Consider the following 13,749-nt stretch of genomic DNA (forward strand, 5'->3'; position numbering starts at 1 on the left):
TCTTACCTCACTTCGCCATCATGTAGGTGTGGATGCTGAACATGATCCACAACGACAGGCCAACCAGCAGCACGATCACGATCGCCGTAAAGACGAATGCAATCACGTTGTTACGCTGAGCAATGGAACGGTCCAGGTGCAGGAAGTAATACAGGTGAACAATCACCTGGATTACTGCGAACAGCAGAACGATTGCCAGCGTGGTGGCTTTCGGCAGGCTCGGGTACATCACCAGACCGAATGGGATGACGGTCAGGATCACCGACAGGATGAAGCCAATGGCGTACGACTTTACGCTGCCGTGGCCAGCATCATGGCTGTCATGGGAGTGTGCATTAGCCATTACAGAGTCCCCATCAGGTAAACAACGGTGAATACGCAGATCCACACCACGTCCAGGAAGTGCCAGAACAGGCTCAGGCAGCTCAGACGGGTCTTGTTGGTCGCCGTCAGGCCGTGCTTGTTGACCTGGTACATCATGATGCCCATCCAGATCAGACCCGCCGACACGTGCAGACCGTGGGTACCGACCAGGGTGAAGAACGCGGACAGGAAGCCGGAACGGCTAGGACCGAAGCCCTCGGAGATCAGCAGGTGGAACTCGTTGATCTCCATGGCGATAAAGCCTGCGCCGAGCAGGAAGGTCATGAACAACCAACCCAGGACCGCCTGCTTCTTGCCTTTGTACAACGCCAGCATGGCGAAGCCGTAGGTGATCGAACTGAACAACAGCAGAGCGGTTTCGCCCAGCACGTATGGCAGTTCGAAGATGTCGTGGCCCGACGGGCCACCGGCGACGTTGTTTACCAGTACTGCGTACACCGCGAAGATCGACGCAAACAGAATGCAGTCGGTCATCAGGTAGAGCCAGAAACCGTATACGGTCATCTCGCCCGAGTCGTGGTGATGGTCATCGTGCCCATGGTCACCATGGGCGTGTCCAACATTGGTCACTAAGTTCGACATGGTTTAAGCCTGTTCCAACGAGGTTTCAACACGGGTGGCACCGGCCGGGATTTTCCCTGCCGCGACCAGACGCTTGTGCTGCTCGGCTTCGATACGCTCGATCGTTTCAACCGGAACCATATAGCCCTGGTCGTCACGCGCAGCGTGGATCACGAAGTAGATGACGGTGCCGGCCAGGCTGGCGATCGCCAACCACCAGATGTGCCAGATCATCGCGAAACCGAAGACGGTCAACAGTGCGCCCATCACCACGCCAGTGGCGGTGTTGTTCGGCATGTGGATCGGCTCGTACTTGGCCGGACGCTGGTACGCAGTACCGTTTTCCTTGGCTTCAGTGAACGGGTCGATGCAGTCAGCCTTAGGCAGCACAGCAAAGTTGTAGAACGGCGGTGGCGACGAGGTCGACCATTCCAGGGTGTGTGCATTCCACGGGTCACCGTGATCGCAAACGTTCTCTGGCTTGTTGCGGTCACGCACGCTCACATAGAGCTGGATCAGCTGGCAGGCAATACCCACAGCGATCATCACCGCACCGAACATGGCAACGTACAGGTACGGTACCCACTCAGGGTTGGTGGTAGCGTTCAGACGACGGGTCATGCCCATGAAGCCCAGTGCATAGAGCGGCATGAACGCGACGAAGAAGCCCGAGATCCAGAACCAGAACGCTGCCTTACCCCAGCCTTCGTGCAGCTTGAAGCCGAACGCTTTCGGGAAGTAGAACGCGAAACCAGCGATGTAACCGAATACCGCACCGCCGATGATCACGTTGTGGAAGTGCGCGATCACGAACAGGCTGTTGTGCAGAACGAAGTCAGCACCCGGGATGGCCAGCAGTACGCCGGTCATGCCGCCGATGGCGAAGGTCACCATGAAGCCCAGAGTCCACAGAACCTGGCTGGTGAAGCGCAGACGGCCCTGGTAGATGGTGAACAGCCAGTTGAATAGCTTCACACCCGTCGGGATGGAAATCAGCATCGTCGCCAGACCGAAGAAGGCGTTGACGCTGGCACCCGAACCCATGGTGAAGAAGTGGTGCAGCCAAACCATGAAGCCCAGTACCGAGATCGCGCCCGAAGCGTAGATCATCGAGTGGTGGCCGAACAGTTTCTTGCCGGTGAACGCCGAGATCACTTCCGAGAAGATGCCGAATGCCGGCAGGATCAGGATGTAAACCTCAGGGTGGCCCCAGGCCCAGAACAGGTTGACGTACATCATTGGATTGCCACCAAGTTCATTGGTGAAAATGTGGAAATCCATGTAACGGTCAAGGGTCAGCAGTGCCAGGGTAGCGGTCAGGATCGGGAACGAAGCCACGATCAGAACGTTTGCCCAGGTGCAGGTCCAGGTGAAGATCGGCATGTCCATCAGTTTCATGCCAGGGGTACGCATTTTCAGTACGGTCGCGAGGAAGTTAACCCCCGTTAACGTCGTACCTAACCCGGATAGCTGTAGCGCCCAGATGTAGTAGTCCATGCCCACGCCAGGGCTGTATTGCAGACCCGACAATGGTGGATAGGCAACCCAACCGGTCTTGGCGAATTCGCCGACGCCCAGGGACAGGTTGATCAGCACAACGCCGGACACCAGCAGCCAGAAGCTCAGGGAGTTCAGGAACGGGAACGCAACGTCACGCGCGCCGATCTGCAGCGGCACTGCAAGGTTCATCAGGCCGGTGAAGAATGGCATCGCCATGAAGATGATCATGATCACACCGTGAGCGGTGAAGATCTGGTCATAGTGTTCAGGTGGCAGGTAGCCAGGCGAACCCTCGGTGGCCATGGCCAACTGGGTACGCATCATGATGGCGTCGGCAAAGCCGCGCAACAGCATGACCATGGCGACGATGATGTACATCACGCCGATTTTCTTGTGGTCGACCGAAGTCAGCCACTCGGTCCACAAGTACGTCCACTTCTTGAAGTAGGTGATTGCAGCGAACAGCGCCAGACCACCGAGGGCGATCATGGCGATGGTCACCATCACGATCGGCTCGTGGAATGGGACTGCTTCCCAACTTAATTTACCAAACATCGTTTACTCCTCTGCCCCGGCAGCTGAATGCGAACTCGAGTCAATTTCCGTGGCCGCCACTTCTTTCTCTTTCTTCTCGTGCTTCAGCGGCTTGCCCGGCTTCATACCTTCGTACTTGTCGACGATGATCTGGAACTGGTTCGGCGTGACCGAGGAGTAGAGCTCGACTGGGTTGTTCTGGCTCGGTTTGGCAAGGGCCGCGTATTCAGCTTGATCAAGCTGTTTAGGTGACTTCTTGACTTCACTTACCCAGGCGTCGAAATCTTCCTGAGTGGTGGAGATAGCTTTGAACTTCATGCCGGTGAAACCCGCGCCGCTGTAGTTGGCGGAGATACCGTCCATCTCAGCGTTGCGGTCAGCGATCAGGTGCAGTTTGGTCTGCATGCCCGCCATCGCGTAGATCTGGCCGCCCAGACCCGGGATGAAGAACGAGTTCATCACAGCGTCAGAGGTGATCTTGAAGTTGATTGGCGTGTGCGCCGGGAACACGATCTTGTTGACCGTGGCAATGCCTTGTTCCGGGTAGATGAACAGCCACTTCCAGTCCAGCGCAACGACTTCGATGGTCACTGGCTTGACGTCGGATTGAATCGGACGATACGGGTCCAGTTCGTGGGTCGAAATGTAGGTGATGTAACCCAGGGCAATGATGATCAGGACCGGGATGGTCCAGACTGCCACTTCGATTTTGGTCGAGTGCGACCATTTCGGGGTGTAGACGGCGTTCTTGTTCGACGCGCGGTACTTCCAGGCGAACAGGAAGGTCATGACGATAACCGGCACGACGACCAACAGCATCAGCAGGGTCGCGGTGATGATCAGGTTTCGCTGTTCCAGGCCAACCTGGCCCGTTGGATTGAGCAAGGTCATGTTGCAGCCTCCCAGCAACAACGTGCCGAGCAGCGGCACTAGGCCTAGTAATCTGGGGTACCTGTTTTTACTCATCTCACGACCTCTAAAGCAGCTTGCGCAATGCAGTTGGGTTTTGATCGCCAACACTTCACCCTGCCAAGGGTTGGCATTTTCTTTGGATTGAATAAGGGCCGCCCGTCGCGCGTCAGACGCTCGACAAAACCTGGGACAGCGGTCAGTTCTTATTCGAATTCGTGGTCAAAGGCCTTGTTACAGACCAATTCCATTTGGTGCGGAAAGTTGGAAGGCACCGACACCTGGGTGTCTTGAAAGCCTTGCGACTCACTCGACACCCGACTTCCTGCTCGCCTCCTTAATAAAGGCTGAACAGTGCCGGGAATTCAGTGCGGGCGATTGTAGATAGGTAGCGCCCTATACACCATGTCTTATCCCGAAATAATTTTTATCCGTTCGAGCAACAATCCATCGCCATTTTTGCAAAAGTTCCGCATGTTATCGAAATAGATTCTCAACAAAAACACCAAAAATTGTAGGTGTACCCGCGTCAGTTCAGACAGCTCTGAAGGCTTTTTCCGAACGCTGAAACAGCGCAAGCCCCGATAACCCAAGGCTTTTGGCCATCTGCCAGCGCTTGTTAAAACTGCCTGCTCTGGCACTCGCGTGCTAAAGCCGAAAAACCCCGAATCAGACCAATCCTTTTTTGTAACAACGGCCGATTCCGCGTCACTGAGGAGCCCTGCGACACGGCGCGTGTGACAACATGTCGCACACTTGCCGCACCCTCCCTTGCCGTCCGTCACGGTGTTTTCACAAACACTCTGAAATGCAAAACGCCCCGATATGCTGATACGCAAATCGAGGCGTTTTCTGTATCGGCCAGACTGCCGAATAGTTGACTCAGCGCAGTGCTTTTCGGTTACGCGAGGTCAGCAGCGGCACCAGAATGACCACCAGCACGAACGCCAGCAGTGCCCATTGCGCCAGCGACAGACCGAGGATCGGCGGGTAAGGCGTGGAGCAGAAACCGTCGACCTGAAAGCCCAGCGGGAAGATTTTCGCCAATGGCAGATCATCGACAATCGGCTGCAGCACATCGATGCCGCAGCTCACCGCCGGATAGAACTGGGTGTACACGTGATGCCCGGCCACACCGGCCCCGGCAATCGCGCAAAGCACCACCAGCACTTCGAATACGGTGATGCTGCGACGGCTGCGCATGGCCGCGCCGATGAACGCGAACAACGCGATCAACAACAACGCATAGCGCTGCAAAATGCACAGTGGGCACGGTGCTTCACCGAGCACGATCTGCATGTACAACGCACCGCCGATCAGTGCCAGGCAGATAATGCCCAGCAGCACCAGAAAGCGCCGCTCACGTCCCAGTCGAATCGTTTCCTCGCTCATCGCGTTTCCCTTGTAAGTCCATGGTTCAGCTGGCCGGCGGCTGCGCGTGCAGTTGCGCCATCAAGCTGATGTTGTCTTCGATATGCCAATTGGCCGCGATGCGACCGTTGTCGATCTGATAGATATCGGTTGCCCGGAAGTCTACACGCTGCCCCTGCCCTTTGAGAGCCTTGAACGTACCGCTGAAGTGCCCGCGAAAGTGCAGATGCACTACCACGCGATCACCGGCGATGATCATTTGCTCGATGTCGCAACTCAAGTCCGGCACCGCCGTGCGAAAGAACTTCGACGCCAGCAACGGCCCGGTCGGCCCCTGCACCCGGCCCTCGGGTGGCGTCTGGTCGACAAACTGCGGCGACAACGCCGCCGTGGCCAACGCCTCCTCACCGGAATTCCAGAAACTGCCATAACGCCGCGCGGCCAATTCCATGGCTTCGACCTGCGCCTTGGGCAGGCTCTGATCGACGATCAGGGTCTGCGGTTTTATCAAGGCAGATTCGGCAGAAGCAAACGGGCTGGCCAGCAACGCGGCTGAAAGACCGATGGCTGCAAAACTGAAACGACGAGCGAAGGCGAAGTGCGACATGGGGCGATCCTGATCATGTAAACGAACGAGCGCCTATCATCAGCATCGGGGAATAAACGATAAACCGGTTAAGAAATGATTAACCTTTAAACACTTTTTAAGAATCAGCACCGCGTAACGGCCTTCGCGAGCAGGCTCGCTCCCACATTGATCTGCGCCGAACACAAATCCTGTGGGAGCGAGCCTGCTCGCGAATGAAGGCAACCCGGTTTCAGATCACTCCAAAGCCGCTGCAGGCCCGAAGAACTCATAACGGCTCTGCTGCTCCGGTACACCCAGCGCTTTCAAATGCCGCTTGATCGCCGCCATAAAACCCTTCGGCCCGAGGAAGTAAGCATCCACATCACGCTGAGCCGGCAACCACTCGCCCAGCAACGCCTGATCCAGCATCCCGACCTTGTCCGCCGCCGGGCTGACACCGTCATCTTCGGCATAGCAGTAAAAACGTTTGAGTTGCGGATGACGCGCCGCCAGCTCATCAATCCAGTCACGGAACGCATGCACGCGGCCATTGCGCGCGCAGTGGATAAAGTGCACCGGCCGCTCGGTTTCCAGCGCTGCTTCGAGCATCGCCAGAGTCGGCGTGATGCCAACGCCGCCGCTGATCAGCACCAACGGTTTGTCGCTCGCAGCCAAGGTGAACTCACCCGATGGCGGGAACAACTGGATGCTGGCGCCAACCTGCAGTTGATCGTGCAAGTGATTGGACGCACGGCCACCCGGTTCGCGTTTGACGCTGATGCGGTACTGACCGTTGTTGGCCAGTGCCGACAACGAATAATTGCGGCGAATTTCTTCACCGTCGAGGATCAGCTTCATGCCGATGTACTGACCCGGTTCGGCCGCGAGGATCGGGCCTTTATCAGCAGGCTCGAAGTAGAACGAAATGATCTCCGCACTCTCCTCGACCTTGGCCGCGACGATGAACTCGCGCGCACCACGCCAGCCGCCAACGGCGTGTTCTTTCTGGTCGTAGATTGCGGTTTCGGCGCCGATCAGGATGTCCGCCAACTGGCCGTACGCCGCGCCCCAGGCACTCATCACTTCCGGTGTGGCGATCTCTTCGCCGAGCACTTCGGAAATCGCCCGAAGCAGGCAGGCACCGACAATCGGGTAGTGCTCCGGAAGGATCTGCAGGGCGACGTGCTTGTTGATGATTTTCGCCACCAGATCGCCCAACTGGTCGAGCTGATCGATGTGCCGCGCGTACATCAATACGCCGTTAGCCAAGGCGCGGGGCTGGTCACCGCTGGCCTGGTGCGCCTGGTTGAACAGCGGGCGAACTCCCGGGTATTCAGAGAGCATCATGCGGTAGAAGTGCGTGATCAGCGCTTCACCGCCGCTCTCCAGCAGAGGCACGGTGGATTTGACGATGGCACGATCCTGGACGCTAAGCATAAGCATGACTCCTGAGCTTTCTTGAAAGTTACTTTAGAGTTATCAGGTTCCGTGCCAACTTATTTATCTATACAAATCAACAACTTGAAAATATCGTAGTCATAAAGACTCAACTACATTTATAGTCATCCCGACTACATCTTGTCTCTTTGACTACAAGACCATGACCGCCAAATCCCTGCTCACCGCCCTGCTGCCTCTCGTCTCCGACCTGTCTCGCGAACTGCCCGAGGGCGAGCGCTACCGACGCCTGCTTGAAGCCATGCGCGCCTTGCTGCCCTGCGATGCGGCGGCGTTGTTGCGCCTCGACGGCGAAGCACTGGTGCCGCTGGCGGTGGACGGCTTGAGCACCGACACCCTTGGCCGGCGCTTCAAAGTCAGCGAGCACCCGCGCTTCGAGATTCTGCTGAGCGGCGCCGGCCTCACGCGATTCGCCGCCGACAGCGACTTGCCCGATCCTTACGACGGTTTGGTCGACGGCCTCGACGAACACCTCGAAGTTCACGATTGCCTCGGCTGTCCTTTATTTGTCGATGAAAAACTCTGGGGCCTGATCACCCTCGACGCCCTCGACCCCGAGCGATTCGAACCGATCGAACTCGACGCCTTGCAAGCTTTCGCCAGCCTCGCCTCGGCCACGGTCAACGCCGCCGAACGCATTCAACGCCTGGCCAATCGCGCTGAAGACGAGCACCAGCGCGCCGAGGTTTACCGCCAGGCCAGCGGCCAGCAAAACCGCGAGATGATCGGCCAGAGCAAGGCGCTGAAAAAACTGGTTGAGGAAATCAATCTGGTCGGCGGCAGCGATCTGACCGTGTTGATCACCGGCGAAACCGGCGTCGGCAAAGAACTGGTCGCCCAAGCGATCCACGCCGCCTCACCGCGCGCCGACAAACCGATCATCAGCCTCAACTGCGCCGCGTTGCCGGATACGCTGGTAGAAAGCGAACTGTTCGGCCACGTGCGCGGCGCCTTCACCGGCGCCACCAGTGACCGGCGTGGCAAGTTCGAACTGGCCAATGGCGGCACGCTGTTTCTCGATGAAGTCGGTGAGTTGTCGCTGACCGTGCAGGCCAAGTTGTTGCGCGTGTTGCAGAGTGGTCAATTGCAGCGTTTGGGGTCGGATAAGGAGCATCAGGTCGATGTGCGCCTGATTGCCGCGACCAACCGCGACCTGGCGGAAGAAGTGCGCAGTGGTCGCTATCGTGCCGACTTCTACCATCGCCTGAGTGTGTACCCGCTGCGCGTGCCGGCGCTGCGTGATCGTGGTCGCGATGTGTTGTTGCTCAGCGGTTTTTTCCTCGAACAGAATCGCTCGCGCATGGGCCTCAACAGCCTGCGCCTGAACAGCGACGCCCAGGAAGCACTGCTCGCCTACACCTGGCCGGGCAACGTACGCGAGCTGGAACACTTGATCGGACGCAGTGCGCTGAAAGCGTTGGGCAACTGCAAGGTGCGGCCGAAGATCCTCAGTTTGAGCGCGGCGGATCTGGATTTACCGCGTGAGGTTGTGGATAACTCGGTTGAGCCTGTTGCGGCTGAGATGCCGCTGGTCAGCGGGGATTTGCGCAGTGCGACCGAGCAGTATCAGCGGCGCTTGATCAGTGCGGCGCTGGAACGCAATCAGGATAACTGGGCGAGTGCGGCGCGGGAGTTGGGGCTGGATCGGGCGAATCTTGGGCGGATGGCCAAGCGGTTGGGGATGAAGAGCTAAAAGCACACCCTCACCCTAGCCCTCTCCCGGAGGGAGAGGGGACTGATTGGGAGATATTCAAGAATTCCGCCGACGTGAAAGATCTTTACCGAATCCATAATCGACTCGGTCATTCAGGTCGATGTACAACGCCAGACGCCTCGGTCGGCCCCCTCTACCTCTGGGAGAGGGCTGGGGTGAGGGGCCGTGTTCGAGAGAACAGCGATAAACTCAAGCCGACCACCCGACAACTAACCTAAAGCCCACCCCTTTAACGCCGATAACCCGGCATCAATAGTTTCTGGCGATTTCCACCCTCGCCCACCACCTTTCCACAGAAGGTTCATATGTCCTCCACCAAAGCCCGCGCAGATTCACTTTCGCTTCTGCTGTTTACCTTGCGCAGCGGCAAGCTGATGGCGATCAACCTGCTGAAAGTCAGTGAAATCATCCCCTGCCCGCCGCTGACCAAGCTGCCGGAATCGCACCCGCATGTGAAAGGCATCGCCACGTTGCGCGGCGCCTCGCTGTCGGTCATCGACCTCAGCCGCGCCATCGGCGAGCGCCCGCTGGAAGACCCCAACGGCGGTTGCCTGATCGTCACCGACGTCAGCCGTTCGAAGCAGGGCCTGCACGTCCAGGCTGTGAGCAAAATCGTTCATTGCCTGACCACCGACATCAAACCGCCGCCGTTCGGTTCCGGCGGTTCGCGCGCCTACATCACCGGCGTGACCTCGGTGGACGGCACGCTGGTGCAGGTGCTCGACATCGAAAAGGTTATCCACAGCATCGCCCCGGCACAGATCGAAATGGCCCCGACCGATCTGAGCATGGAAGACGCTGATGTGCTCGGCAATGCGCGAATTCTGGTGGTCGACGACAGCCAGGTGGCACTGCAACAATCGGTGCACACCCTGCGCAACCTCGGCCTGCAATGCCACACCGCACGCAGCGCCAAGGAAGCCATCGACTGCCTGCTCGACCTGCAAGGCACCGCGCAGCAAATCAACCTGATCGTCTCCGACATCGAAATGTCCGAGATGGACGGCTACGCCTTCACCCGCACTCTGCGTGAAACGCCGGACTTCGCCCATCTGTACGTGCTGCTGCACACCTCGCTCGACAGCGCAATGAACAGCGAGAAAGCGCGCCTGGCCGGGGCGAACGGCGTGCTGACCAAGTTCTCCTCGCCGGAACTGACCCACTGCCTGATCGAAGCGGCCAAACACGTCGCGGCACACGGGCACTGAGTCTTGGTCGAGACGTATTGTTTTTTGATGCGGCGCGACCTCGGTAAGGACGCGCCGGATGCGCCTTGGCCACAGGACATTGAACTGCGCACGTACTCCGTCGAACTGGCGGCGGACGTGCATCATTTGATGCAACTGGGCTACCGCGAAGGCGGCGGCCGAGTGCCGGCGCTGGACGCTTGGCAGCAGCAGTTCGAGAGCAATCCTGAATACGATCCGTCGTTGTGCTTTATTGCCCACGATGGCGACAGCGTGGTCGGTGTGGCGCAATGCTGGACCAGCGCCTATATCAAAAATCTGGTGGTGCATCCGCGCATGCAGGGCCGAGGACTGGGTCGGGCGTTGTTGCTCCATGCATTCAAGGTGTTTCAGCAACGGCGCGAAGGGTTTGTAGATCTGAAGGTGCTGGAGGACAACCATCGCGCGCAGCGGTTGTATGAAGGTGCCGGGATGTATGTGGTCCGCCGGGAACGGGTGCCGGACTGATTAAAGTCAAAAGATCGCAGCCTTCGGCAGCTCCTACAGGGAACCGCATATCCATGTAGGAGCTGCCGAAGGCTGCGATCTTTTAACGGTGTCCCAGGCAACAAAACTCTTTAGGCACACTCCAACCTTGGCCACCCACGACCAAGGATGCCCCCCATGAAAGCGCTCACCCTCAGCCTACTCTGCCTCACCGCCCTCGCGTCCCAGGCCCACGCCTCCAGCCCCGATGCCTGGGCCGCCTACGACAAAACCGTGCTCGCCAGTTGCAGCAAAGCCAGCGGCTTGAAAAACACCAAACCCGTCGGCACGCCCGCGCAATTCGATGACCGCGTCGGCTACACCGCCGTTTTGCTGCAAGGCCAATACCCGCAAAAACACATGAAAGGCCAGCAAGGCACCGAGCTGTGCCTGTACAACAAAAAATCGAAAACTGCTTTCGTCACCGAGTGGGACTCGATCCGTCCGACCGGCAAAACCCAGTGAATGGCGCATAACTTGCTTCGATCCAGGCCTGTGCGGTGGTTTTCCGCCACCGTTTCACACCCTGATTGAAGACAGATCGCTCAATGAATACGACGTTTTCCTGCGTAGGCTGCGGCAAATGCTGCACCGATCACCATGTCCCCCTGACCTTGGCCGAAGCCCGCATGTGGGCGGCGGATGGCGGCCAGGTGATCGTGCTGGTGGAGGCTTTTCTCGGCAATGGTCTGGGCTTGCCAGCGCAACAGCGTGAGCACGCTGAACGGCGTTCGGCGGTGGTGCGCAGCGGTGTCACGGATGCCCACGTGGCGATTACCTTCGCCGCGTACAACGTCGGCCCTTGCCGGAATCTTGACGAAGACAAGTTGTGCCGGATCTACGAGCGGCGGCCACTGGTGTGTCGCATCTATCCGGCGGAAATCAACCCGCATATCCCGCTCAACCCTGCCGCCAAGGATTGCCCGCCGGAGTCCTGGCAACAGGGGCCAGTGTTGATTGCCGGTGGCGAGTTGGTGGATCAGGAACTGGTGGAGTTGATTCAACGCTCGCGCCAGGCGGATCGGGATGACATCGGCATCAAGGATGCGATTTGCGCGATGCTCGGGATTCGCACCACGGCGTTGAAGGGTGACGGGTTTACAGCGTATTTGCCGAATATGAGCGCTTTTGCTTCGGTGATTGATCAGGTCACCGCGCAACCGCTGACGACGACTCCGAGTGAGTGGGTATTTCATTTGTCCGGGGATGATGTGGCCGGGCAAGTGTTGGCGGCCGGGGCACAGGTGGTGACTGAACCGGCGCAGACGTATGCGTTTATCTCGCTGCGGGCGGCTTGATCGGTTTTTTGCAGCGATCGAACCGGCCTCATCGTTAGCACGCTAGCTCCCACAGGTATCTCGGGCGTTCACATAATTTGTGTACGACACAGAACCCTGTGGGAGCTGGCTTGCCAGCGAAAGGTCCGGCACGGGCAGTATCAGTCGCCGCGTTGAACGCAGGCGGGATTAAAACTCAGCGCTTGCCCATCGAACGACGGGTACCCGGCGGCGCCATGCCCGGGGTCTTGGTGTGGCCATTCTTGGCGCCGTTCTTGTACCACGGCTGGTTCGAGCCTTTGGCAGAGGCCAGCTCGCCCGGCTTGAACGGAAATTTGAACGCCGGGATTTCGGCTTTGGTATCGCTGGTGTCGGCCAGTTCAGCCGGGACATCGCTCACAGCGTCGTCAACCGGCGGCAGGGTCGGGGAAGTCATAAAAGCTCCGGAAAGCAAAAAGTCGGGCCCGATCAGTGAGCCGCGAAGGCGCGCAGTATACCTGTGCGCCATCGCTCGGCACCTGAAGATTTGCAACGCACGCCGAACGGTTTACAGGTAACTGATGATGACAATGCCTTTGTCGGTCGAGGTCTTCAACGCTTCGTAGCGCATGGAAATCGGCAGCGCCTGATGACTGCAGACGTTGCGCTCAGTGTCGACATCGACTTTCACGCCGGGCTTGATTTCGATCTGGCGAGACTCACGATCAACAAACGCCCCGACCGGTCCGACCTGACAGCCAGAATCAACGATTTGCCCGGTGAAGCGGATCTCACCGGATTGGCTGGCAGGCGCTGCAAACGTAGTGAGTGGAAGCAAGAGGAGCACAGATGGCAGAGCGGTTTTCAGCTTCATTTCAAGACACTCCCGGAGTGAGCGGCCCAGAGGACCCGGGCTACACAATGTTTATCCGCGTGCAGGGACGGATCTTGAGAAGCGTAGTGGGCAAATAAGTCCCTGATTGGGACTGATCGGTCCCTTTTTGGGACTGCTCAACAAAAAATGGCCGTTAGAGATGGGGCGCCCAATCAGACGCCTGCTCGCGAAGAACGATAACGCGGTGTTCAGACGGATTACGTTTGCGGATCAACCCGATCCAGCGCCCGGTTTACCGCCAACTCGGCGAGCATGACGATCTGCTGGATCGCCAGCGCCGTACTGCGCTGCGGGCGACTGAGCTGATCAGCCAGATCACCGGCCATGACATTGGCTGAAGCCAGCGATTCACAGGCGTGGGCGAGCAGGCTTTCGGTGTCGATGTCCGGGTGGATGAGGAACATCGTACTGGGCTGACGCGGTTTGACCGGTTCGGGACAGAGGTAGAAATCGAGCGCGCGTTTGATGGCTTCGCGGGTTTTGATCTGGTCGTCGGCGCGGATGGCGTCTTCGAGTGGGGTTGTGGGATCGATGGGTGGATCGGGTACGGGCTTAGTCATGGAATGTTCCTAATCAAAGCCAACACATGCCGTTTCTCACGCGGCGGAGTGGTGGCAGCTATGTGCGGAGTGAGAAACCGGTAGGAACAAGCCCGGCCGAACCGAAGTTCGCCCGCACACAGCCGCCATAAAAATTGCAGGGCAGCAAATAGCCGGCGGCAATTATGGTGGTACTGGTGTTGGATTAACAGTTCCTACGGGCTCTCACACCCGATCGCCGAGTTTTCGGCGACAACCCAAGACTAGAGAGCGCACGTCCGACGGACAACCTGAAAACCTTGTGGGAAGGTTCTGGTTATTTGACACAAATTTAAACAGCCAAAAGCC

Annotated in this window: 15 protein-coding genes; 5 read left to right on the forward strand and 10 right to left on the reverse strand. The window is 58.3% G+C overall.

What is annotated here, in order from left to right:
- Nucleotides 1-7: 7 nt before the first annotated feature.
- The 7 genes from cyoD to hmpA all read right to left on the reverse strand — a co-directional run bounded on the left by cyoD (nt 8) and on the right by hmpA (nt 7,264).
- Nucleotides 8-343 (reverse strand): cytochrome o ubiquinol oxidase subunit IV, encoded by a 336-nt coding sequence (gene cyoD / locus AC3IUF_RS24420; protein WP_007916940.1) that lies wholly within the window; start codon nt 341-343, stop codon nt 8-10.
- Nucleotides 343-966, reverse strand: coding sequence for a cytochrome o ubiquinol oxidase subunit III (cyoC, locus tag AC3IUF_RS24425; protein WP_007916943.1), 624 nt, complete (start codon nt 964-966; stop codon nt 343-345). Before cyoC ends, cyoD begins: the two co-directional genes overlap by 1 nt.
- A gap of 3 nt (nt 967-969) precedes the next feature.
- Nucleotides 970-3,000 carry a cytochrome o ubiquinol oxidase subunit I gene (cyoB, locus tag AC3IUF_RS24430; RefSeq protein ID WP_007916945.1) on the reverse strand — a complete coding sequence of 677 codons (2,031 nt, stop codon included), beginning with the start codon at nt 2,998-3,000 and terminating at the stop codon, nt 970-972.
- Nucleotides 3,001-3,003: 3 nt separating this feature from the next.
- Complete coding sequence (gene cyoA / locus AC3IUF_RS24435; protein ID WP_007916947.1) at nt 3,004-3,945, reverse strand: ubiquinol oxidase subunit II; 942 nt, start codon at nt 3,943-3,945, stop codon at nt 3,004-3,006.
- Nucleotides 3,946-4,770: 825 nt separating this feature from the next.
- On the reverse strand, nt 4,771-5,280 hold the full coding sequence (locus AC3IUF_RS24440; RefSeq protein ID WP_123376543.1) for a disulfide bond formation protein B: 510 nt from the start codon (nt 5,278-5,280) through the stop codon (nt 4,771-4,773).
- A 25-nt stretch (nt 5,281-5,305) separates the two neighbouring features.
- On the reverse strand, nt 5,306-5,866 hold the full coding sequence (locus tag AC3IUF_RS24445; protein ID WP_007916950.1) for an ester cyclase: 561 nt from the start codon (nt 5,864-5,866) through the stop codon (nt 5,306-5,308).
- 216 nt (nt 5,867-6,082) lie between these two features.
- Nucleotides 6,083-7,264, reverse strand: coding sequence for an NO-inducible flavohemoprotein (gene hmpA / locus AC3IUF_RS24450; RefSeq protein ID WP_489279547.1), 1,182 nt, complete (start codon nt 7,262-7,264; stop codon nt 6,083-6,085).
- Between the two features lie 163 nt (nt 7,265-7,427).
- Between hmpA and norR the strand changes: the two genes are divergently transcribed.
- The 5 genes from norR (at nt 7,428) to AC3IUF_RS24475 (ending at nt 12,009) form a co-directional block, all read left to right on the forward strand.
- Nucleotides 7,428-8,978: a nitric oxide reductase transcriptional regulator NorR gene (gene norR / locus AC3IUF_RS24455; protein WP_489279548.1), complete on the forward strand. Its 1,551-nt coding sequence runs from the start codon at nt 7,428-7,430 to the stop codon at nt 8,976-8,978.
- Nucleotides 8,979-9,304: 326 nt separating this feature from the next.
- On the forward strand, nt 9,305-10,207 hold the full coding sequence (locus tag AC3IUF_RS24460) for a chemotaxis protein CheV (RefSeq protein WP_007916955.1): 903 nt from the start codon (nt 9,305-9,307) through the stop codon (nt 10,205-10,207).
- Nucleotides 10,208-10,234: 27 nt separating this feature from the next.
- A complete protein-coding gene (locus tag AC3IUF_RS24465; protein WP_489279550.1) occupies nt 10,235-10,693 on the forward strand; it encodes a GNAT family N-acetyltransferase in 459 nt (152 codons plus the stop codon).
- A 156-nt stretch (nt 10,694-10,849) separates the two neighbouring features.
- On the forward strand, nt 10,850-11,176 hold the full coding sequence (locus AC3IUF_RS24470) for a hypothetical protein (protein ID WP_447787045.1): 327 nt from the start codon (nt 10,850-10,852) through the stop codon (nt 11,174-11,176).
- A gap of 83 nt (nt 11,177-11,259) precedes the next feature.
- Nucleotides 11,260-12,009 (forward strand): YkgJ family cysteine cluster protein, encoded by a 750-nt coding sequence (locus AC3IUF_RS24475; RefSeq protein ID WP_007916961.1) that lies wholly within the window; start codon nt 11,260-11,262, stop codon nt 12,007-12,009.
- A 175-nt stretch (nt 12,010-12,184) separates the two neighbouring features.
- On the opposite strand, the gene AC3IUF_RS24480 is transcribed toward AC3IUF_RS24475, so the two are convergent.
- From AC3IUF_RS24480 to AC3IUF_RS24490, 3 genes are all read right to left on the reverse strand, one after another.
- Nucleotides 12,185-12,424 (reverse strand): hypothetical protein, encoded by a 240-nt coding sequence (locus tag AC3IUF_RS24480; RefSeq protein WP_007916963.1) that lies wholly within the window; start codon nt 12,422-12,424, stop codon nt 12,185-12,187.
- A gap of 111 nt (nt 12,425-12,535) precedes the next feature.
- A complete protein-coding gene (locus tag AC3IUF_RS24485) occupies nt 12,536-12,841 on the reverse strand; it encodes a type 1 fimbrial protein (protein ID WP_489279551.1) in 306 nt (101 codons plus the stop codon).
- A 218-nt stretch (nt 12,842-13,059) separates the two neighbouring features.
- Nucleotides 13,060-13,422, reverse strand: coding sequence for a DUF6124 family protein (locus AC3IUF_RS24490; protein ID WP_007916971.1), 363 nt, complete (start codon nt 13,420-13,422; stop codon nt 13,060-13,062).
- Nucleotides 13,423-13,749: the final 327 nt, after the last annotated feature.

Source organism: Pseudomonas sp. KH_040 (assembly GCF_057839305.1).

Bases quoted from the DNA above. Each gene is read 5' to 3' on its own strand.
- cyoB (WP_007916945.1), bottom strand. From the start codon at position 3,000: ATGTTTGGTAAATTAAGTTGGGAAGCAGTCCCATTCCACGAGCCGATC.
- AC3IUF_RS24445 (WP_007916950.1), bottom strand. From the start codon at position 5,866: ATGTCGCACTTCGCCTTCGCTCGTCGTTTCAGTTTTGCAGCCATCGGT.
- AC3IUF_RS24485 (WP_489279551.1), bottom strand. From the start codon at position 12,841: ATGAAGCTGAAAACCGCTCTGCCATCTGTGCTCCTCTTGCTTCCACTC.
- AC3IUF_RS24460 (WP_007916955.1), top strand. From the start codon at position 9,305: ATGTCCTCCACCAAAGCCCGCGCAGATTCACTTTCGCTTCTGCTGTTT.
- AC3IUF_RS24465 (WP_489279550.1), top strand. From the start codon at position 10,235: ATGCGGCGCGACCTCGGTAAGGACGCGCCGGATGCGCCTTGGCCACAG.
- AC3IUF_RS24475 (WP_007916961.1), top strand. From the start codon at position 11,260: ATGAATACGACGTTTTCCTGCGTAGGCTGCGGCAAATGCTGCACCGAT.
- hmpA (WP_489279547.1), bottom strand. From the start codon at position 7,264: ATGCTTAGCGTCCAGGATCGTGCCATCGTCAAATCCACCGTGCCTCTG.
- AC3IUF_RS24490 (WP_007916971.1), bottom strand. From the start codon at position 13,422: ATGACTAAGCCCGTACCCGATCCACCCATCGATCCCACAACCCCACTC.
- AC3IUF_RS24480 (WP_007916963.1), bottom strand. From the start codon at position 12,424: ATGACTTCCCCGACCCTGCCGCCGGTTGACGACGCTGTGAGCGATGTC.
- AC3IUF_RS24440 (WP_123376543.1), bottom strand. From the start codon at position 5,280: ATGAGCGAGGAAACGATTCGACTGGGACGTGAGCGGCGCTTTCTGGTG.
- norR (WP_489279548.1), top strand. From the start codon at position 7,428: ATGACCGCCAAATCCCTGCTCACCGCCCTGCTGCCTCTCGTCTCCGAC.
- AC3IUF_RS24470 (WP_447787045.1), top strand. From the start codon at position 10,850: ATGAAAGCGCTCACCCTCAGCCTACTCTGCCTCACCGCCCTCGCGTCC.
- cyoC (WP_007916943.1), bottom strand. From the start codon at position 966: ATGTCGAACTTAGTGACCAATGTTGGACACGCCCATGGTGACCATGGG.
- cyoD (WP_007916940.1), bottom strand. From the start codon at position 343: ATGGCTAATGCACACTCCCATGACAGCCATGATGCTGGCCACGGCAGC.
- cyoA (WP_007916947.1), bottom strand. From the start codon at position 3,945: ATGAGTAAAAACAGGTACCCCAGATTACTAGGCCTAGTGCCGCTGCTC.